At 61.2% G+C, this 21,359-nt stretch carries 13 protein-coding genes and 2 pseudogenes; 5 read left to right on the top strand and 10 right to left on the bottom strand.

Going from position 1 to position 21,359, the window contains the following annotated elements; translation table 11 throughout:
- Positions 1 to 3: 3 nt before the first annotated feature.
- A complete protein-coding gene (locus AB4Y97_RS11785; protein ID WP_441999236.1) occupies positions 4 to 1,758 on the bottom strand; it encodes a thiamine pyrophosphate-dependent enzyme in 1,755 nt (584 codons plus the stop codon).
- A gap of 799 nt (positions 1,759 to 2,557) precedes the next feature.
- Between AB4Y97_RS11785 and AB4Y97_RS11780 the strand changes: the two genes are divergently transcribed.
- Entirely contained in the window at positions 2,558 to 3,283 is a 726-nt protein-coding gene (locus AB4Y97_RS11780) for a Crp/Fnr family transcriptional regulator (RefSeq protein WP_441999235.1), read from the top strand.
- A gap of 109 nt (positions 3,284 to 3,392) precedes the next feature.
- On the opposite strand, the pseudogene AB4Y97_RS11775 reads toward AB4Y97_RS11780, so the two are convergent.
- Positions 3,393 to 3,783 (bottom strand): annotated as a pseudogene (locus tag AB4Y97_RS11775) (hypothetical protein).
- A 166-nt stretch (positions 3,784 to 3,949) separates the two neighbouring features.
- Here AB4Y97_RS11775 and AB4Y97_RS11770 point away from each other — a divergent pair.
- Both AB4Y97_RS11770 and AB4Y97_RS11765 read left to right on the top strand, forming a co-directional pair.
- A pseudogene (locus tag AB4Y97_RS11770) lies at positions 3,950 to 5,161 on the top strand (cation:proton antiporter domain-containing protein); the annotation flags it as partial.
- A 47-nt stretch (positions 5,162 to 5,208) separates the two neighbouring features.
- Complete coding sequence (locus tag AB4Y97_RS11765) at positions 5,209 to 5,460, top strand: hypothetical protein (protein WP_441999234.1); 252 nt, start codon at positions 5,209 to 5,211, stop codon at positions 5,458 to 5,460.
- A 49-nt stretch (positions 5,461 to 5,509) separates the two neighbouring features.
- Here AB4Y97_RS11765 and AB4Y97_RS11760 read toward each other — a convergent pair whose 3' ends face one another.
- From AB4Y97_RS11760 to AB4Y97_RS11750, 3 genes are read right to left on the bottom strand one after another with little or no spacing between them, the layout of a single operon-like run.
- On the bottom strand, positions 5,510 to 6,808 hold the full coding sequence (locus tag AB4Y97_RS11760) for an NHLP bacteriocin system secretion protein (RefSeq protein WP_441999233.1): 1,299 nt from the start codon (positions 6,806 to 6,808) through the stop codon (positions 5,510 to 5,512).
- Between the two features lie 12 nt (positions 6,809 to 6,820).
- A complete protein-coding gene (locus AB4Y97_RS11755) occupies positions 6,821 to 9,046 on the bottom strand; it encodes an ATP-binding cassette domain-containing protein (protein WP_441999232.1) in 2,226 nt (741 codons plus the stop codon).
- A complete protein-coding gene (locus tag AB4Y97_RS11750; protein ID WP_441999231.1) occupies positions 9,043 to 11,184 on the bottom strand; it encodes a cysteine peptidase family C39 domain-containing protein in 2,142 nt (713 codons plus the stop codon). The genes AB4Y97_RS11755 and AB4Y97_RS11750 overlap by 4 nt, the downstream gene beginning before the upstream one ends.
- Before the next feature lie 359 nt (positions 11,185 to 11,543).
- Between AB4Y97_RS11750 and AB4Y97_RS11745 the strand changes: the two genes are divergently transcribed.
- Together AB4Y97_RS11745 and AB4Y97_RS11740 are read left to right on the top strand one after the other, a co-directional pair.
- Positions 11,544 to 13,877: a hypothetical protein gene (locus tag AB4Y97_RS11745; RefSeq protein ID WP_441999230.1), complete on the top strand. Its 2,334-nt coding sequence runs from the start codon at positions 11,544 to 11,546 to the stop codon at positions 13,875 to 13,877.
- A 33-nt stretch (positions 13,878 to 13,910) separates the two neighbouring features.
- Positions 13,911 to 14,417 (top strand): hypothetical protein, encoded by a 507-nt coding sequence (locus tag AB4Y97_RS11740; protein WP_441999229.1) that lies wholly within the window; start codon positions 13,911 to 13,913, stop codon positions 14,415 to 14,417.
- A 383-nt stretch (positions 14,418 to 14,800) separates the two neighbouring features.
- Here AB4Y97_RS11740 and AB4Y97_RS11735 read toward each other — a convergent pair whose 3' ends face one another.
- From AB4Y97_RS11735 to AB4Y97_RS11715, 5 genes are read right to left on the bottom strand one after another with little or no spacing between them, the layout of a single operon-like run.
- Positions 14,801 to 16,648 (bottom strand): ABC transporter ATP-binding protein, encoded by a 1,848-nt coding sequence (locus AB4Y97_RS11735; protein ID WP_441999336.1) that lies wholly within the window; start codon positions 16,646 to 16,648, stop codon positions 14,801 to 14,803.
- Positions 16,649 to 16,665: 17 nt separating this feature from the next.
- Entirely contained in the window at positions 16,666 to 18,090 is a 1,425-nt protein-coding gene (locus tag AB4Y97_RS11730) for an amidase (protein ID WP_441999228.1), read from the bottom strand.
- A gap of 8 nt (positions 18,091 to 18,098) precedes the next feature.
- Positions 18,099 to 19,475 carry a M20/M25/M40 family metallo-hydrolase gene (locus AB4Y97_RS11725; protein ID WP_441999227.1) on the bottom strand — a complete coding sequence of 459 codons (1,377 nt, stop codon included), beginning with the start codon at positions 19,473 to 19,475 and terminating at the stop codon, positions 18,099 to 18,101.
- A gap of 2 nt (positions 19,476 to 19,477) precedes the next feature.
- Positions 19,478 to 20,398 (bottom strand): ABC transporter permease, encoded by a 921-nt coding sequence (locus AB4Y97_RS11720; RefSeq protein WP_441999226.1) that lies wholly within the window; start codon positions 20,396 to 20,398, stop codon positions 19,478 to 19,480.
- Entirely contained in the window at positions 20,395 to 21,315 is a 921-nt protein-coding gene (locus tag AB4Y97_RS11715; RefSeq protein WP_441999225.1) for an ABC transporter permease, read from the bottom strand. The genes AB4Y97_RS11720 and AB4Y97_RS11715 overlap by 4 nt, the downstream gene beginning before the upstream one ends.
- Positions 21,316 to 21,359 lie beyond the last annotated feature (44 nt).

Here is a 21,359-nt window from a genome sequence, read left to right as displayed (position 1 = left end):
CTCTCAAATGACCTCACGCACCTTGTCCGACGCGATCGTCAGCGCGATGGAGCCGGCATTGGGGGTGCCGCGAGCAAGCGCCTCCGCAAGGTGGGCCACCTGCTCGACACTGACTTTCGGCGGCATGGGAGGTTCGTTTGGATCGACCACCGCCTCGATCACGACGGGCCCGCGGGTAGCAAGCGCCTGCTGCAAGATCTCACGGCAGGTCTTTGGGTCCTCAATGGTGAACCCGGTGCAGCCAAAACCCTTGGCAACGGCCGCAAAATCGATCGGCTGAAGCTCGCAGCCGTATTCCGGATTGCCGAGAAAGACCATCTGCTCCCATTTGATCTGGCCGAGTACGTTGTTCTTGACGACGACGATCTTCACATCGAGATTGTATTTGACCGCTGTCGCAAGCTCACCCATCAGCATGGTGAGCCCACCATCCCCAACGAAAGCGACGACCTGTCGGCCCGGATAGGCAAGTGCTGCGGCGTTCGCGTAGGGCAGACCGCATGCCATCGTGGCGAGATTTCCAGAACAGGAAAACATCATGTTGCCCCGAATATCGATGTGCCGTGCGGCCCAGCTCGTAATCGTCCCTGAGTCGGTAGCGATGATTGCATCGTCGGATAGCAACTTGTTGAGCTCGTGAGCGACGACCTGCGGCTTCATAGGTATGTCCGTTCGGCTCCCGCGTTCCTGCATGAGTTTAAGCCATTCGGACATCCCGGCCTGGGCTTTTTCCAGGAATGAGCGATCCTGGTGGTGGTCGAGCTTGGGCAGAAGTGCCTGCAAGACGCGCGCAGAATCGCCGACGAGCGCCGCATCGACGGGATAACGGAGAGAGACACGCTTGGGATCGAGTTCGATTTGGACACACTTCGCCTTGCCCGGCTTCGGATAATACTCGATATACGGGAAGCTCGAGCCAACGATCAGAAGCGTGTCGCATTCCTCCAAGGCTTCCTGGGATGGTCTCGTCCCGAGAAGACCTATCCCACCTGTGGTATAGGGATGATTATCCGGCAGGACGCCTTTGCCGAGAAGCGGCTTCACAACTGGCGCGCCGAGTCGCTCCGCAACAGCCTCAACCTCACTTCTTGCGCCGAGAGCCCCTCGCCCAGCCATGATGACGATCTTCCGGCCTTCGTTCAGGATCGCCGTCGCACGAGCGAGTTGATCCTCCGTCGGCATATGTGCGCTTTCGGCCATGAGGTCGGAGACATGATCGGGGCGGTTCCGCGCGGACCGTAAATCCTTCTTCACGGGCTGATCCTGAAGGTCGACCGGGACTGTGATATGGGCGACGCCCCGGTAGGCCAGTGCCGTGCGGCATGCAAGCTCCGTTACATTCTGGACATGAGCGGCACCCATGATCCGCGAATTATAGACGCAAACGTCCATGAAGAGCTTATCGAGCTCCACATCCTGTTGCGTATAGGTATGCAGGAGGTCATGGAACTGAAGGCCCGTGATGGCGAGCACCGGCTGACCGTCGAGCTTGGCATCATAAAGCCCATTGAGGAGATGAATCCCACCGGGGCCGGAGGTGGCGATGCAGACCCCGAGCCTGCCGGTCCATTTGGCATAGGCGCAGGCCATGAAGGCTGCCGCCTCCTCATGCCGCACTTGAATGAACCGGATCCGGTCTTTGGCTTCGCGCAGCGACTCGATGATGCCGTTTATCCCGTCACCCGGTAACCCGAAAACTATGTCGGCACCCCAGTCGATGAGGGTTTCAACAAGCACATCGCCCGCAGTCGTAGCCATGATTGTCTTCCCTGAAGAACCAGTGGCGATAGCGGCCGCTCTGCCGCTGAAATGCATTGGAATTGTCTAGGTCGAGCGGCTCGCAGGAAACCGATGGTCCACGTTGACAGTCACGATATCTTCACAACCAGTAGACCTGATAAGACGACGGCTCGATTTTGTTCCATCTCATGCTCGATCATTGGATATGGCCCGTCGGTTCCCAGCTTTGCTGACCGGACTTGCCAGACCTCTACTTCTGTTGAGTAGCGCCTCCGCTCCTATTGGGGGCCGTGGTCTGGCTCCCCGAGCCTGCGGTAGAACCTGTGCTTGCCGGTCCGCTTTGAATCTCCTCAAACGCAGCCATGCCATTGGGGCCAATGGTCATCACGATTGGATTACCGTCCCGTGTCTTGGCTTGGACGACGAAGGCCTCCTGGACGACCTTCACATCGGAGAATCCCGCATTCTGCAAATCCTGTGTCAGCTTCTGCCTCGTGATCAGCTCATTCTGGCCGGCGGCAGGAGCTGGCTGGTTTCCTGGAGAGCTCGATTGACTCTGCGATCGCGTAGCGGGTTGCGAACCCGAAGGAGGTGAGGACTGAGCCAAGGCTAAGCTCGAGCTGGTTAGCCCAAGTGCAACGACGAAAACAAAAGCGCCTTTCACTTTCATGGGGCTCTCCCGTGCCGAAATCTGCTGGCTAAAGGGGAGTCCTGTCCAATGGTTCCAGGATCAACAAAGGTGTGTCCGCCACCGTACCATGTTATGGTTGGGGTCCAACCGACATAAGCTGGATCATGGTCAAGTTGGAGCGCCGCCGTGACAGAGAGGCTTACCGCAGCCAAGCCTTGCCAAACTTCAATTCGCAATCGCCTGCTGCAGGCCATTTCGCCCCGCGATCTGCAGACGCTCTGGCCTCATCTGGTGTCGGTTGAGCTCAAGCCCCGACAGACGCTTCATTACTCCGGCACTCCGATGGAGAGGATCTACTTCATCGATAGCGGGCTTGTATCAGTCTCGGCTAAAGCATCGCCCAGTACATGGGTGGAGGTCTGGTTGATCGGATCCGAGGGAATGACTGGTCTCCCAGTCCTGTTGGGGGATCCAGACCCTCCGTTCCGTCGCGTAGTCCAAGTGGGCGGAAGCGCATACCGGATCTCCCGCACGGAGTTTCAGGACGTGGTCGAGCGCGCGCGTTCGCTGCGGGAAACGCTCTTCAAATACAACCAGTTCGTTTTACTGCAGGCATCCCAATCGGCTGTTTGCGAGGCTCACCACTCACTGAAGCAGCGCCTGTGCCGTTGGCTCCTGCTGGCGCGTGATGGGCTAGAGGGTCAAGATATCCCTCTCACACACCAAATGCTCGCACGACTGCTCGGGGTAAGGCGGGCAAGCATAACAGAATGCCTACGCGCTCTTGAGGATGAGGCAGCCCTCGAGAACACGCGAGCGCTGATCCGCGTGAGAAATCAGGAGAGATTGGAGGGCCTCGCATGTAGCTGCTACAATCTCATCAGAAGTGAGTACCGGCGGCTGATCAAGTAAGCACCGTGCTAACGGCAGCCATTAGCGTAAACCATCCGCCTGTGCCGTGCGCCGGTATCGTCACATTAACGGCTATTCGATAGGATTCGGGCTGAGCGGAGCATCGTTTTCAGGCGGTGCGCGCCACAGAGGCGATGTTCGCCCATGCCGCGAAGGCTGCGGCTCGCGCTTGACGCTCGTCAGCCGTGGTCAACCGATGGCGTCGCAGGTGAAACACGCTGCTGGTCGGATCAGGGATTGAGAAAAAGCGCTGCGCCTGTCGCGCCGCCTTGAAGCGCTTCATCGGGCGTTCTCGTCGGCGGATGCGCTTGGCATACGCGGCCCAATCTCTCGGCCCAGCGTCGCACCGTCTCGTGACTGGTCTCAATCCCGCGGCCGGCCCGCATCGCCACGACCATCTGGACGCTCAGGGGAAGGCGGACGTCCAGCCAAACTGCCAGGCTGATCACCTCGGCCGGGAAACGGTGGCGGGCAGAGATCGAAGGGCGAGGCTTCTTCATCCCGCCTCATACGCCAGCTCCCCATCGCATCTCGTTAAGGTGACGATGCCGGCAACTCGCGGAATAAATCCACTTTGACCGTTTCCCCGTGCCCAGCGTTGTCCCGCACCTGCTACCCGGACCAAGCCGGCCGCCGGGTCTGGACTCAAAAGGAGCCCTCCTTTCCATGCCGCACGATGTGGCTCTCATCGCGACCATGGCCGCCGGTCTGACGGTCGCCTTGTTGGGCGGACTGTTGGCGGTTCGGTTGAGGCTGCCGCAGATCCTCGGCTACCTCATGGCCGGCGTCGTGGTCGGCCCCTTCACGCCGGGCTATGTCGCCGATCCGCGGATTGCCACGCAGCTCGCCGAGATCGGTGTCATGCTGATGATGTTCGGCGTCGGAATGCACTTCTCGCTGCGGGACCTGCTGGCGGTGCGTACCATTGCGGTACCGGGCGCCATCCTGCAGATCGCCGTTGCAACCACGCTAGGGGCAGCAGCCGCCCGTCTCTGGGACTGGCCGTTGGGCGCTGATCTGGTATTCGGCTTGGCGCTGTCGGTGGCCAGCACGGTGGTGCTCCTGCGCGCCCTGGAGGAGCGCGGCAAGGTCAACGCGCCGGACGGCCGGATCGCGGTAGGCTGGCTGCTGGTCGAGGACTTGGTCACGGTGCTGGCTCTCGTCCTTCTCCCGGCGCTGGCGCCGACCCTCGGCGGCCAGTCTGCGCCCGACGCACCGGCTCAGGCGGGGCTGCTCGCAGTCCTGGGATGGACAGTCGTGAAGGTCGGGGCCTTCATCGCCCTGATGCTGATCATCGGCGCACGGGTGCTGCCGTTGCTGCTGGACCGGGTCGTCGCGACCGGCTCGCGCGAATTGTTCACCTTGGCCATCGTGACGTCGGCCATCGGCATCGCGTTTGGGGCAGCCGAGTTCTTCGGCGTCTCCTTTGCCTTGGGCGCGTTCTTCGCCGGCATGGTGGTCAACATCTCCGCGCACAGCAGTCGCGCGACACAGGAGATTCAGCCACTCCAGGACGCCTTCACGGTTCTGTTTTTTGTTGCTGTTGGCATGCTGTTCAATCCGCTGATACTGATCGAGCGGCCGTTGCATGTGCTGGTGACAGTCGCGATCATCATGGGAGGCAAGTCGCTGGCCGCCTTCCTGATCGTGCTCGCCTTCCGGCATCCGCTCCACACGGCTATCAGGATCTCGGCGGCCCTAGCGCAGATCGGTGAGTTCTCGTTCATCCTCGCCACGCTTGGGCTAGGGCTGGGCCTCCTGCCACCTGAGGGGCAGAACCTGATCGTGGCCGGCGCTATCTTTTCGATTACCTTAAACCCGCTTGCCTTCCGTCTTGCAGACGCGGCCCAGAGGCGATCGGCGGAGCGAAACCATCTACCCGGATGAGCCGGAAGCCAGCCTAATACGGAAGGAGGTGCCGCGGGATGACCTGGACTGCGGCCCTCGGCTGGTTCTTCGCAGGCTATGCGCTGCTGACCGGCATCTTCATCCTCCTGAAGAACCGACTGGAGAACCGGCGCCCTCAGGCGACGCTGGCCTGGATGCTGCTGTTCATCGGCCTGTCCGGCATCGGGCGGAACTGCCGCAAACCGGCCGGTAACTTGGTCCAGCATATGCCCCTGGCAAGCTCCGGAGGTTCGTCATGTTCAAAGGTCGCCAGTTTTGCCGCTCGGTGATCCTGCTCCGCGTGCGGTGGTATCTCGCCTATACCTCTGGAGCTGCCTCCTAACGCGATGGACCGCGGAGCAATTCTTTGATTGCTGGGATGACAAGACCGAGCAGGGATACGCGCTCGACTTCGATATCGCCATGGGCGAGCGTGCCGATCGTCAGGGGCGTGCTCGGCCCTTGGGAGGAGGTCCAGGCATAGCCGCTTGGAGTAGCGGGACTGCGCTTCATCTCAACCGTGGTCAGAAATGGAGCGCCGTCAGATGTCAGCTTGCGAACAAGATCGTCGTTGCGCACGATGCGACGCAGCCGCTCGGGCGTGATCGGCACATCAGAGGTGGTGGTCACCCGTCCTTCGATGGTGCCATAAACATCGCGTCGCACAGAGGTGGGGTCGACCAAAGCCGGCATGCCGGGGCGGATCTTCTTGCCATCCTGCGCAGCCACGAACAGGAGCCCAATCAAACGATGCGGGCCTGAACGCTCGGTGCCGAGGGTCTCGTCCGTTGGGAGCAGACTGACGACAGGCGTGTCGAAGCGCACGAGATCGCCGGCCTCGACCTTGATCTCTGAGACTGTGCCGGCATGGGTGCTGATCACCACCGTTTCATTGCGCTGACGATCTTCAAGGCGGTTGATCTGACGCTCCGTCGCAGCGAGGCGGGTTTCAAGCTGCTGGATCTCGCGCTCGTATTGCGCCTGCTTCTCACTCTGCTCGACGAGAATGGAGATCAGCACATTGCGCTTGTTGGCTAACCGTTCTCTTGCATCCGCAAGATCGGCACGCGTCTGCAGGTGGCGGTCGACGGTGATGTTACCGTTCAGTCGAAGTCTGTCCAGATGGGTGGCGAGCTGCTCCAGGGCGGTCACACGCTCACTCAGAAAAGTAATGCTGTCTTCGACCTCGGCCTGCTGCCGTTCGTGCAGGCGCGCCGTGACAGAGAATACCTTCTCCTGGAGCTCACGCACGCGAGCGAGTTCCTGCGCAATGCTTTCACGCTCGATCCGGGCAAGACGCAGTTCGGTCTCCAGGCCCGGCTGCACGAGACGGGCGACGACGGTACCGGACGAAATCACGTCACCTTCCTCGACGACGATCTGCGCCACTCTCCCCTCGTGCTGCGAAGCGACCGTGAGCTCCAGCATCCCTTTCGAGCTGATGATGACTCCAGTGCCCTTGACCATGACCGGCACACGAACGAACGCCGCGGCCCCAAAAGCGACAACGATAATCAAACCGAGCGCGACCAGGACAAGACGTGTTGCCGGCCGCACGAGCCGCAGGCTCCGGCCAAGCTGCTCCGGACTTCGCAGGGCATCAAGCGCCTCTTGGCGAAACAGGGTTTGATCGGTCATGGTCACATCACTTCACGAGATTGCTTGATGCTGATCATCGGGCGGACCTTGGAAACGCCCTGCGATGAGCGCACGAAATGGCCCGGCGCGGCCAGCGAGCTCGCGGAACGTGCCGCTGTCAACGATACGGCCGTGCTCCAGGACATAGACTCGGTCGGCGCGCGCCAGGGTCGACAGGCGATGCGCCACGACGATGCGGGTTGGGGAAAGCTCTGCGAGCGCGTCGAAGATGCGAGCCTGCGTCGGCCCATCGAGCGCACTCGTGGCCTCGTCGAAAACCAGGATTGCGGGGCGCGCCGCAAGCGCTCGGGCGATCAGAAGGCGTTGTACCTGACCGCCGGACAATCCGGCTCCGCCTTCACCGATGAGGGTATGCAGGCCCATGGGCATCGTGCGCAGATCATCGCCGAAACCAGCCAGTTCAGCGATCTCCAAGGTCTCTTCGTGGGTAATCGACGTCGCACCGCGGATGTTGTCGAAAATCGACCCTGGGAACAGTTGGCCCTGTTGGAGCACGGCGCCGATCTGGCGGCTGAGCTCCCGCCTGTCGACCTGCTGCAGGTCCTGTCCATCGATGATCACCATGCCCGTCTGCGGAGCATCAAGGCCCAGGATCAGGCGGAGCAGGGTCGACTTGCCCGATCCTGACGATCCGACGATGCCCACGAACTCGCCCGGCGCGACGGAGAGCGACACGTTGTTCAACACCTGTGCGCTGTCGTAGCCGAAGCTGACATTGGTCACCTCTATGGCGCCGCTCAAGCGGGGCAGCGGCACGCGCGGTCCATCCTCCTCAAGCAACTGTTCGATGAGAGGCCGGGCAAGCTTGGCCATCGGCAGAAGTTTGGCGGCGCCCAAGGTCGCATGAGAGAGCGCACGACCTTCCGCCATGAGCGTGCCGAGCGCAGCCACGAAGGCGACTGCCGCTCCGACGCTCATGCTTCCGGAGGAACCTGCAAAAGCGATCGCCGCGAAGGCGACCGCGACCGTGATTACCTCCCAGCCTCCCTCAATCACAGCGGCCAGATTCGAAATGCGCGCGGATCGTATCAGGCGGCTCTGAAATGCCAGGAAGTTCTGTGCCCATTGGACGAAAGCCCGGCTCTCCGCACGAAGGGAGCGTAGGGCAGGCACAAGTCGGATCAACTCGTACACGAAAGCCAGGACTATCACGTCCATGCGCTCACCTTCGTAGATCGCCTTGAACTGGCACCAGCCTATGGCAGCGCTGCCAAGCACGAGAAGGATGACGAGACCGCAGACCGCAAGCCCCGCCACCGGTGCGTAGAAGGCAACCAGGGCCGCCGCCATGAGGCCCTGAATGGTGGCAAGGACGGCCATAATCAGAAATCTGAGAAAGGCGCGACGGAATTTTTCTACCGTCTCCATCTGGGTTGCCAGGATGACGGTCGTGGAGCGGCGCAGGGCGCTGGCGGGCAGACGCAGGAGCCGGTCCACCATAGCGGCATGGAGCAACAGGCCCACGCGTCCCTCAGCGCGCAGAATCGCCATCTGTCCACCCAGATGCAGAACCGCCTGCGCGATCAGCGCCAGCAGGAGGCCGGCGATGATCTGACCGAGAACGACGAAGTCGCGGTTGGGAATGGCCAGATTGACGATCTGAGCAAAAGCAATCGGCGTCAGCATGGCGACGACGCTGCCGATCAGTCCCCAAGTAACGATCTGAGCAGCATCCCGCCAGACATGCTGCAGCCCGAAGGTCATGATCTCCCGGTAGCTCAGTTTTCCCGAAGGCAGTGTCGGATGAAAGGCGAAGGCCGCCCGGTCGAGTCGCGAGCGCAGAGCGGCCGTAAGCGGCGTGCGGGTGCCGGTTTCCGGATCCTCGATTTCGCAGAGCCCTCCCCGTCCCGCTATCAGCGCTACGGGACGCGCTCCCTCGTCGAGAAAGACGATAAGGGGCCAGTGCCCATCGGGTTGCCAGTCGCCGTCGAGCACCAGACGCCGCAGACGCATCCGGCACGAGGCTGCCATCCGTGTGAGCACGTCCGCCGGCGCCTCGCCGGGCAGTGGGCGGAAGCCGTCCGGCGCCTTGATATGCAGGCTGTCGAGCACGATCCGCGCGGCGCGCACGAGGGCTGGCGTATCCATCTCTTCAGGCGAACGTCGCTTGAAGCGTCCGTCGAGCAATCGGCCGAAATCGCCGAGCGTCTCGCGGAAGCGCGCATCGTTGGCCTGCCTCCGCAGCGCAAACCGATCCTCCTGGAAGGGAGCGTTCATTCGGCCTCCACAAGCTTGCGGTAGAGGCCGTTACGGGCCATCAGTTCGTCATGACTGCCGGTCTCGCTCACCTGCCCGGCATCCAGAACAACGGCACGGTCGCAGAAACGTAGCGTGCTTGCCCGGTGGGTAATGATAATGGTCGTGATTCCGCGCTCACGCAGGTTGCCGAGCACGATCGCTTCAGTCGCGGCATCGAGAGCGCTGGTTGCCTCGTCGAGAACGAGAATTGTCGGATCCTGCATGAGAGCGCGGGCAATGGCGAGACGCTGGCGTTCACCACCACTGAGCCCTGCACCACCCTCGCCGAGCCGTCCATCGTAGCCGCCAGACCGCGCGATGATCACATCATGGGCGGCAGCACTCCGCGCCGCGCGCTCGAGTTCGGCATCGGAAACTGCGGGGTCCCAAAGCGTAAGGCTGTCGCGCACCCTGCCTGAGGCGAGATAGGGAGCTTGGTCCACATAGCCCAGCGAGGCCCCAAGCGTGGCGTGCGGCACTTCATGAGCGAACCGCCCGTCATAGAGCAACTCGCCGGCCGATGGGTTCAGAAGTCCGACCAGCAGCCGCCCGAGTGTGGTCTTGCCGCTGCCCGAGGCCCCGGCAATCGCGACGATGCTGCGCGGCTCAATAATCAGGTCTACCCCATGCAGCGTCGGCCGCGACCGGCCGTAGCCGAATGTCAGCCCCCGGGTTTCGATCCGTCCGGTCAGCCGGTCGGTTGCCCGTGTGCTGGGTTCTGTCGGACCGGAGCTGCGCCCGTCGACGGCGTGACCGGTAATATCCTGAAGGCGCATCATTGCGCTCGATGAGGTCTGGATTGCGGCTCCGAGGCCTACCAGCGCCGACAGAGGCGCGCTGAACATTTCGGCCAGCATCTGGAAGGCGATCAGCATGCCGATAGTCATTTCGGTCTGCATCACCTCTACAGCGCCGACTCCCATGACCGCGATCGCCAGCAACCGACTGCTCACGAGTGGGGCGGTGCCGAGCAGCTTCTGAACCCGACCTACGGCCTGTTCGGCATTGAGGAGTCCGACCTCGGCCTCGACCATGCGCTCGTAGAGGAGCGCCTCCGTCCCTGTGGCGCGGTGGTCCTCAATGAGGGCGACGCCTTGAATTGCCACCGCATGAGCATGGCCTGCCGCCATCTGCAGGCGCTGACTGCGCTCTGTGACGACGCGAGCCACCCGGTGCAGAACGAGGAAATTCACGGCCGCAAAGCCGACGGCGATGACTGTCAGCAGCGGACTGTAGGCCAGCATGATGACCGCATAGACGGTCATGGTGATGAGGTTCACCACAGTGGTAGTCAGAGGACCTGAAACCGTGCCGGCGATCTGGCTGGCCAACTGCACCCGACTCGACACTTCCGCGGGACTGCGATGCACGAAGAAACGATACGGAAGGTGGAACAGGTGCCATACGAAGCCGGCGGACATGACGGCAGTGATTTTTGTTTGCAGTAGCAGCAAGCCGCGCGTCTGCAACCAGAGAAGAGCCATGCGCAAGGCGGCTACGGCAATCATCCCCAGCAGCAGAGGAACGAGCCAGTCGCCGAAACCGCGAACGAGGTAATCGTCGATGAACACCCGTGTAAAACCGGGAACAAGCATACCGAGCAGCACCAACAACAAGCTTGCGACAATGACAAAGCCGACGGCATCGCCCGACTGCCGCATCTGGGCGAAGAGCTGGCGCAACACTCCGCCGGGAGCACGCTTGCGCACGAACTCCGCCTCGGGCTCGAAGGCCAGCGTCACACCCGTGAATTGACGCCGGAACTCATTCTCCTCGACCGTGCGTCGTCCAGACGACGGATCGACGATTGAAAACCGATTGCCACGGATGCGCTCGAGCACGACGAAATGGTTGAACCCCCAGAACAGGATCTGGGGCATGGGCAGGTCCGCGAGTTGCGGCACATCCCGTGTGAAGGCTCGGGCCTTGAGATGATAGCTGCGCGCCGCGGCTATGATGTCCGTTGCGCTCACCCCGTCGCGAGAGACCCCGCACCGGTCGCGCAACGCATCGAGAGACTCGTGGCGTCCGAAATGCGCAAGAACCATCGCGAGACAGGCTGCCCCGCACTCGACGGCTTCCATCTGAAGAATTGACGGTACGCGCCGCGATTTCACAGCCCACCCTAACCCATTATCCTTCGCGCAACGCCATATGCATGGCGTCGCCCTGGCCCTTCCCTGTCGAGGGTTATGCCTCACCCATTATCTATGAACGTAAGTAACGCAGAGGCATGTTTAATTTTCCGATTCCATTTGTCAGAATTTCTTGCAACGGTCTATAGGTTCAAAGGATGAACTTCATGAGCGAAGGGGTTCTTGCTTAACGAGCGTATGAAATACGGTGTCTGAAAGTAGCATTATTACTTAAAAATGCTTACACCGTGTGCTGAGCCGCACATCGTCAAGTGCTCGTTCAAGTGAAGCTTGGCATATAGCCGGACACGTCTCGTCGCCGGCGGGTACGGGGGATATTGATGACAGGCCAGAACGAGCGCCGGAATTCCCGGCTCGACGGGATCGAAGATGGCGCGGTCCCGGAGGTAATCCTGGATAGAATCGTCGGTGGACGCGGCACCGACACCCGGCGCGAAATCACTGCCGAGACAGCTGCGGCGCTAACTGCCGCCGAACCGGTGAAGGACGCGCAGAAGGATGCCGTTCAGGAGCCGGGAAAGGTAGAGAAGCCTTTCAAGTCCGAGTCCTCCAAGACCGTCGGCCCATTGGATATCACCAAGACCACGAAGGACGGCTGGGACGAGAAGAAGGCCGCCTGGGTCAAATCGAAAGACACAGAGATCTCCTTCAAGACGAACGACGAATCTAAGAAGGACGATTCGCAGTGGAAAAAGGCGTTCAAGGATGGCGCCAAGGACGCTGCGTCCAAATTGCCTGAAAAGCTTCGCGACGGTTATCATTCTCTGGCGCAGAGTAATGCCGAGAAGAGCGGCAATTCCGCCCGCGAAGAGGCCATCGACAAGGTGCGCGGCAAGGCCGGCGTCGAGGCGCCTGAGGCGGGCAAGATCATCGTCAAGGTGACGGAAAAGGACGGCTCCAGTTCCGAGAAGTCCATCACGACAGGCGGCAAGCCGGTCCAGCCCGGTGATATCGTCGGAGCCTGGGACCCGCTCAAGGCTGGGAGCAAAGGTCCGGCAGACAGCGTTACGCGGGAGGCTCACGCGACCTACAAAGTCGATAATTCCGAGAGCCTGTCGAACGAGACGGGATCGCTCAAGGTCACCGAAAAGATCAAGGGCGACGTGAAAGACATTCGGATCGGCGGCGGTGCTGAGGGGATCGTCGGCGGGATCAAGGTTTCGCAAAGTCATCAGGCCGGTGCGAGCACCCTCACCGAAACGACGTCGAAGTCGATCGAGGCGAAAACCAGCGACACCACAGCGCGCGAAACCGAAGCGGGAGCTCGGGCCGCTGCTCAGGCCGAACTCGGTTCGACGTCGAAAATCGGTGCGATCGAGACCAACTCCAAACTTTCGGCGGGCGCCGAAGCGGGAGCGAGTACTGCCAGTAAGGTTCAGTCAAGTGCTTTCGGCGCCATTGCAAGCGGTGAGGCACAGGCCGGAGCGGAAGCCAAGGTAGGCTTCAAGCAGACGACGAAGATCGGAAGTCAGATCGAAGCCCATAACACTGGCGAACTCGCCGCCAAGGCTCAGGCGAAAGCGGAGGGCACGGCGTTCGCCGACAAGCACATGCTCGCTGCCGGCGCGAGCGGCTCGGCTGAGGGCAGCGTCCAAGTGAAAGCCGAGGCTCGGCAGGGTGTCACTTTGGGCGGCTCCATCGACGTGACCCAGAAGGGTACAGCCGATGCCAAGGCCCAGATCAAAGCGGAAGGATCCGCCCAGGCGAGCCTCATGGGGGCCAAGGCGGAAGGCTCCGTCAAGGTCGGTGCACAAGCCGAAGCGAAGGCCGAGAACCGGGTTGCGATCAAGGAACTCGGCGGCGCCGGAATCTATGGCGGTGGTGCCGCAAAGGCCCAGGCGGATGCCGGCGCCAAGGCCGGGGCACGCCTAGGCCTTCTGGAAGGTGTCGGCGGTTCAGCCAAGGCCGAAGCTGCGGCCCGCGCCGAGGCTGGGGCGCACCAGGGCCTCGATTACGGTGTCGGCTCCGCCACCGCGGCAACCAAGGTCTTTGCGCAGGCCAAGGCGGAAGCGAAGGCCTCCGCCGAGATCTCCTGGAACCCTGCCGATAAGGTTGGAGCCAAATTCGGTGTCGGGGCTATGGCCTCTGCCGGCGTTGGCGTCAGCATAGAGCACAAGCTCGCCGATAAGGGCGGCCACAGCGCAGGTGCCACGGCGACGCTCATGTCGCCGGGTGCGGCGGGCGCAAAGATCGATCTCGATTGTTCGCTCAAGGACGGCGAGCTCAAGTTCAAGATCGGCGGAGCCCTCGGAATCGGCATCTGCGGCGTCAAGCTGGACGGCGAGATCAACCTGAACCTGAAGCCGCAGAAGCAGGCAATCGAAAACGCGATCCATGAGTTGAAGGCGATTACGCCGGAGAGTGCTCTGAAAAACCCTGATACCCTGGCGCCTGCAGTTACCAAGGCGGCCGACAAGGCGGCGGAGGCATTGATCAAGTCAGGGCAGACCCAGGGCGGACTCGCCGGCAAGATTACGGAGGCCTCAGGGCATGTGCTGAAGGCGGTGAACGACAACATTACCAAGCCCATCATCAAGCCAATCATCGAAGCCGCCAAGCCGGTGATCAAGGTAGTCGAGGCGGTTGTTCCGAAGCCCATTGTGAAGGCCGCCACGGCGGCCTGGAACTGGTTCACAGGCCTATTCCGCCGCTAAGCGCTGCCTCACCATACAATAAGGACCGATGTGATGTTCCCGCAGAACGACCGCGATCTGACACCCGCTCAAAAAACCACTCTGCAGCGCGCCATGGACGAACTCGGGCCGCGCCTGCAGGAGCTCCGCAATCTCATGCACATCAACATCGTTAACCGGGCGGAGCGCGAAGGCTGGTCAAAGAGCCAAGCCGAATGGCTCGACTCCTTTGCCGAAGTACCTTTTCTCGAAGCTATTCTGAGCAATGTACCGGCACCGGAGGCGCTTGATAACGCTTATACGCAAGCGCGCAGCCAGCTCGCGGAAGCCTATTTCATCAAAGCGCTGGACGACGGCAAAAACCGCCTCACCGCTTTCCTGACCGTCATCGATCTCGAACGACAGGTCGTGGAACGCAGGGGCGAGCCGGTAATCGACTATTCCGATGCCTGGTTGCAACGCGCAGCGGCCGCGGTCGAAGCCGCGGCGGCCGCAGGTGTATCTCCGCATGAGCAACTCGTGGCAGGTTTTGCGACGTTGCACGAACTCGCTATGAACTGAGTGCGCATCCGGCAAGTAATGCTGCCCCAGCAGAAGAGCGATCCCCGGCAGGCAGCCGTGGTGGCGCCCGCATCGCATCCCGCTCAAGCGCCTGGCCGATGCCGACCAACTCGACTGGAGCCAAGCCGCGCTCGACTGCTCTGCCATTGCTGCCAAAAAAGAGGCACATCAACGCGCGCAACGCTGGGGAACAACACATTCTTCGGCTCTGCGAACGGCCTGAGCGTAGTCATCAGGTTTTGAAGTTACTCGGCCAAGCCGTTCAACAACGTCTTGGTAGACACATTAAGCGCTTCTAGAGCATCGTGCGCATAAGTGGAGCCGGTTTTGCGCACGACGCTCTCACCTGATGCTTTAGGCCCGATGCAGGACGCCCTTATGGATTAACTATTCAACACGAGATGCCCTGCCGAGACCTCCCTGTACTCCCGGATAGGGGGTACGTAAGTGATCGGGCGAACAGGGCTCTTGATTTCATCGGTTGCCATCTCGCGCCGCAAACTGCGGCGGGCGGGATCCGGCACAGGAACAGCCGCCATGAGCTTTTTGGTATATGGATGCTGCGGGTTCTCGAACACGGAAGCACGGGGCCCGATTTCCACGATTTCGCCGAGATACATGACTGCGACGCGATGACTGATGCGCTCGACCACGGCCATGTCGTGAGAGATGAACAGATAGGCAAGGTTCAGGCTCTGCTGGAGATCGAGCAGCAGATTGCAGACCTGTGCCTTGATCGAGACGTCCAGGGCTGAAACCGCCTCATCCGCGATGATGACCTTCGGGTCGAGCATCAGGGCACGGGCGATGGCGATCCGCTGGCGCTGGCCACCGGAAAATTCATGGGCATAGCGCCGCATCATGTCCGCCTGAAGGCCAACCTTCTCAAGCAGGTCCGCAGCCTTCTCCTGCGCCTGCTTTTTCGAACCCAGCTTGTGCTCCAGATAAGGTTCCATCACAGCGGTACCGATGCTCATGCGAGGGTTAAGGCTCGCGAACGGGTCCTGAAACACCATCTGGATACTTCGGCGCATCGTCCGAAGGGTTGGGCGGTCCAGCTTCGCGACCTCGTGGCCGTCTACGACGATGTCGCCCTTCGTCGGTTCGATGAGTCGTGTCACGGAGCGCCCGGTCGTCGACTTGCCGCAGCCGGACTCTCCGACGACGGACAGCGTTTCGCCTTCGAACAGATCGAAAGAAATGTTTTCCACCGCGTGCACCGCACCGGTCTTGCGCGCGAAGACTCCCGAATGGATATCGAAACGGGTGGTCATGTTCTTGACCGACAGAATCGGCGTCTTCGTTTGAGCGACCGTATTGGCGACATCCCGCTGTGGCTGTACGTCCCCAGTGACGATATCGACGATGGGGAAGCGCAGAGGCAGGTCGCGGCCTGTCATCGATCCGAGCTTGGGCACCGCGGAAAGAAGCGCACGGGTATATGGGTGCTTGCCACGCAGGAAGATATCGGCCGTCGGACCCATCTCGACTGCATCGCCGCGAAACATGACAATGCTCTCATCGGCGATTTCCGCGACAACGCCCATGTCATGCGTGATGAAGAGGACGGACATGCCCTCCTCATCCTGGAGGTTCTTGATCAGGTCGAGGATCTGGCCTTGGATGGTGACGTCAAGCGCCGTAGTCGGCTCGTCGGCGATGAGAAGTTTCGGCTTCGAAGCCAACGCCATGGCGATCATCACCCGCTGCCGCATTCCCCCCGAGAACTGGTGCGGATATTCGCCGAAGCGGGAAGCCGCGTTCGGAATGCGCACCCTGTCCAGAAGGCGGATGACCTCCTTGCGGGCCTCCGACCGGGACATCTGGTTGTGAACGGTCAGCGCCTCCGCGATCTGCTTGCCGATCGGAAAGATCGGGTTGAGGCTCGTCATGGGCTCTTGGAAGATCATGGAAACGTCCTTGCCCCGGACGCGCCGCATCTCGTCATCTGAGAGTGTGTGAAGCTTTTTCCCGCCGAGGGTAATCTCGCCCTCGATACGGCTGGAATGCTTCGGAAGAAGGCGCATGATCGATAGGGACGTCACGCTCTTTCCGGACCCCGACTCGCCGACGATGGCGACGGTTTTCCCGGGCGCCACGTCGAAGCTCAGATTCCGGACCACGGGCTTCCACGCATCGTCGCTCCTGAAGGAAGTGGTCAGATTGCGAACCGATAGAACCGGGGTTGCCGTTTCCACTTGGGTCATCGGGGAATGACCGGGCTGATGCATTTGGATCATCTCAGTCTTCAGAGAACGAGTTCAGGAACGGGCCTTGACAGGGCCGGGTCCGCCTTGAAGGCGGTCTCGATTGCATGGGCGATTGCCAGGACCTCCCGGTCCTTGTGCAGTTTGCCGACGATCTGAATGCCGAATGGCGTGCCGTACTCGTCGACGCCGCAGGGAATGGCGACGACCGGGTTGCCGGTAACAGTCAGGGAGGACGTCAAGGCGGCCCAATGCACGTAATTCTCCATGGGAGCGCCGTCGATCTCCTTGGGGTAGAGCTCCGCGAAGGGGAACGGGGTGACTGTCACCGCCGGGCAGATCAGAACATCAAAATCCGCCATGAAACGGTGGAAGTCCTGCATGAGGCGATATTGCTCGCGGGCGGCCCATCCGATCTTGCGGGCCTCCATTTTCAAGGCTGCGGCGACGTTGCTGCGAACATTCGGATTCACGTCGTCCGTGTAGGTTTCGAACACCGCCTCGTGCTTGGCGAGCATGTAGACGCCGCGCAGATACCAAAACACGTCCAGCACGTTCTGGAAGTCCGGGTCGCGGTGCTCCACCGTTCCGAATAGGGACGAGAAGCGGTCGACCCGATCCATGAAGGCCGCCCGCACGGCTCGAGCCACGGGCGCGATCCCGAGATCCTCGCTGACGGCAACGCGAACGCTCGCCAGATCCACCTCCGGAAGGCTGAGGAACTGCTCGGGATCCAAGGGATAAGCCATCGGGTCGATGGGATTGCGCTCTGCCATGGCTGAGAGAAGCAATGCGGCATCGGCCACGGTGCGGGCCATGGGCCCCTGGCTCTGGTAGGTGCTGAAGGCTTGGGAGCGGCGGTCGAAGGGAACGATGCCGGGGCTCGGGCGATGGGCCACGACCCCATTAAAGGCCGCGGGCAGCCGCAGACTTCCGCCCGTATCCGACCCGGTGGCCAGCGGCATCATGTTTGTTGCGAGCACAACGCCCGAGCCCCCGGAGGAGCCGCCGCAGGTCTTCTCCAGGTCGAACGGATTGCGCGTGGGACCGTAAAGCTTGTTGTTGGTGTTGCCGCCCGCGCCGAATTCGGGACTGTTGGTCTTGCCGATGACGATGCCGCCCGCCCGCCGTACGGCGGCGACCACGTGCTCGTCCTTGGCGGGCACATGATCCCGGAACAGAAGTGACCCGTAGGCCGACACGATCCCTTGGGTGTCGCTCAGGTCCTTCACACCCACCGGCAACCCATGGAGAGGCTTCAGCGGATCGCCGCGCATGACGGCAGCCTCCGCTTCCCGAGCTTCCTTCCCGGCGCGCTCGAAGGCTCTCACCACAAGGGCGTTCACATGTGGATCGACTGCTTCGATCTGCCGGATGCAGGATTCCAGTAACTCAACGGGAGAGAGCTTCTTCTGGCCGATGAGGCGTCGCGCTTCGACGGCATCGAGATCGCAAGGTCGGATCATGACGGAACCTACTCAGCCTTCAAGTTTTGGGCGAGACGCGGGAATACCCGCACGCCGGTACGGATGCCGTTGAAGAAACCGGCAAGATCCATGCTTTCATCCGGCGCATGGTTGGCTTGGTCATGGGTCGCGTGCGGCACCACGAAACAGGCCTGCTCCAGGATATCCGTGAAGACGTAGTTCGGACCTGCGCCTCCGATGCCGGGGAATACGATGGGCTCAAGCCCATAAGCTTCCTGCAGGGATTCGATGATCACGGGCAGCGCGGGGTGGTCGATAGGCGTCCGCGACGGGATGAGGAAGTTGCCACCTTCCACCTCAATATCGCCGAAGCCGGCGTTCTCGAGATGGCGCTTCAGCTTGGCGAGGATGTCCTCCGGGCGCTGACCCGGCACGAGGCGTATGTCGACCTTGGCCTTGGCTACGGAGGGAAGAACGGTCTTCGACCCCTCACCCGTATAGCCGCTGACTATGCCGGCGATGTTGCAGGTCGGTTCGGAGATGAGGTTGTAATAATAGCCGTCTTCGACACGGCCCGGTACGAACTTCTCGATGCCGAAGAAATCCAGCAGGGTCTGCTCGTCGACCGGGATCTTGGCAATCGTCTCCCGTTCCATATTGGTGAGCGGCCTTACATCGTCATAGAAACCTTCGATGGCGACTTTGTTATCCGGTCCCTTCAGAGTGTTCAGGGCCCAGACGAGGCGCCATGCGGGATTGGGAACGCCGGTAGCCCGCATGGAGTGCTGGTCGATCCGTGCGCCGCGAGCGGTCAGCTCCACATAAACCATGCCCTTGAGGCCGAGTATAATGATCGGGCGGCCCGATTCATGGACATGGCTGTCCGAGTAATAGGTCAGATCGGCCTTCAAGAGATCCTTGTTGACCTCGATGAAGGGCGCAAGACTCGGGCTGCCGATCTCCTCCTCGCCCTCGAACATAAACTTGAAGGACAGCGGCACATCGCCCGTGACGGCGCGCAGCGCCTCAATAGTCTTGATGTAGATGAAGATCTGAGCCTTGTTATCCGACGTGCCCCGGCCGTAGATTTTCCCGTTGCGGATTTCGGGCTCGAACGGCGGGGAGGTCCACAGCTCCAGGGGCTCAGGTGGCTGGACGTCGTAGTGCCCATAGACAAGCACGGTGGGAGCATCGGGCCCCTTGTCGATCTCACCATAGACGATGGGATGACGCGGGGTCTCCATGATGCGCGTCTCGATTCCGACGCCCCGCATCAGGCCTGCGAGCAGGTCTGCGCATTCGTGCATGCCCTCGTTGCGCGTCGAGATACTGGGCTGCCGGAGGAAGGTGAACAACTCCTCCAGGAAACGTTCCCGATTGTCTTCGATATAAGCGTCGATTTTCGCTTGAAGGTTTTCGGTCATGATCAACGCTCCGCCATTTTAGGATCGAGGGCCAGCCGCAGCCCGTCTTGGAATAGATTGATTCCGAGCACGAGCAGCACGATCGCTCCGCCCGGAAAGATAACGACATGAGGGGCTATCAGCATGTAGTTCCGCCCCGCCGCCAACATGGCGCCCCATTCCGGCGACGGGGCTTGCGCGCCGAGGCCGAGGAAGGACAGGCTGGATGCGGTTAGGATCGCCAGAGCTACGCGAAGAGTCCCCATCACCAATAAGGTGTTGGCGATGTTGGGAAGGATATGCCGCAGCAGGATACGGCTGTGCCTCATGCCAGCGGAATGGCAGGCCTCGATATAGGGCTCCTCCTTGACAGAGAGGGTCGACCCGCGAGCCAGCCGCGCGAAGATCGGCACCGTGTAGATCGCAACAGCGATCATGGCGTTCACGAGGTTCGGGCCGAGAATCGAAACGATGACGATCGCCAGAAGAACGCCGGGGAACGCTAGCAGCACGTCGATAACGCGCATGATGATGGTGTCCGTCCGTCCGCCGACATACCCGGAGATCATCCCGACTGGAACGCCGATCACCATGGCCAAGCAGACTGAGAAAAGCCCCTCCGTCAAAGACAGCCTAGCGCCCACGAGAACCCTCGATAAGATGTCGCGCCCGAGTTCGTCCGTTCCAAACGGATGCTCTACGCTAGGCGGCAGGAGCATAGCCGTCAGGTCGCTCGCATAGGGGTCGTGGGGAGCTATCCAGGGCGCCAAAAGCGCCAGAACGATGAAAAGCAGCACGATCGCGCCACCCGGCAGTGCGAACTTCGACTTTCGCATCTGCTTGAGTATCTGCTGCTTTCGGGACGGTGCCGGATGCGGGGCGGCTTCGATGAACGCCGGCAAGACTTGGGGGGCCCCCGACATGAGGTTCGTGTCAGAACTCATTTGAACTTAATCCGCGGGTCGAGAATTCGGTAAAGCACATCCGTCAGAAGGTTGATCATGACGAATGTCAGGGCGAGGAGCAGGACCGAGGCCTGCACCACGGGGAAGTCTCGCGCGGAGATCGACTGCACGATTAGGCGGCCGATGCCGGGCCAGGCAAAGACTGTCTCAGTGACGACCGCGCCCCCCAGGAGATATCCCATCTGAAGCCCTACCACCGTCACAACCGGGATCAGGGCGTTGCGGACGCCGTGGTGACCGACCACAATAGATTCCTTTACCCCCTTCGCCCGTGCCGTGCGCACATAATCCTGGTTGAGAACCTCAACGAGGCTCGACCGCGTGATGCGGGAGATGATAGCGGCATTCGGGATGCCGAGTGTGAGCGTCGGGAGGATAAGATTTTTCCAACTTTCCATCCCGGTCAGTGGCAGCCAGCCCAGGTAGACGGAGAAGAAAAGCATCAGGATGATTCCGAGGAAGAATGACGGAACCGAGATGCCAAGAAGTGAAATAGCCAGGATTGTGCTGTCGAACCAACCGTTCCTGTAAACGGCGGTCAGGATGCCCGTGGCGACACCGAGAAGCGTGCCGAAGGCGACAGCGGAAAGTCCGAGGATCATCGTATTCCAGTATCGAAATCCGATTTCCTCGCTGACGGGGCGGCCCGTCCTGAAGCTTTTGCCGAAGTCGCCAACGGCAACCCGCCCGACAAACTCACCGTATTGCGCCACAAGCGGGCGCTCCAGCCCCAGAGACTTGCGAACGGCTGCGACATCCTGCTCGGTCGCGTCAATACCGGCAATCAAAACGGCCGGATCGCCCGGAATGAGATGGATCATCAGGAAGACGATCAGGGAGACGCCGACGAGAACCGGAAGCAATTGCGTGAGCCGTCGGGCGAGAAAAGTTATCATCGGTTCACTCATCGATGAGGAGGCTCAGGCCTGCGCCTGGCCTC

Origin of the sequence: Microvirga sp. 2TAF3, assembly GCF_052114965.1 — a bacterium.
GTDB lineage: Bacteria > Pseudomonadota > Alphaproteobacteria > Rhizobiales > Beijerinckiaceae > Microvirga.
The sequence above is the reverse complement of the archived record's forward strand: the minus strand, read 5'-3'. Positions and strand labels throughout refer to the sequence as shown.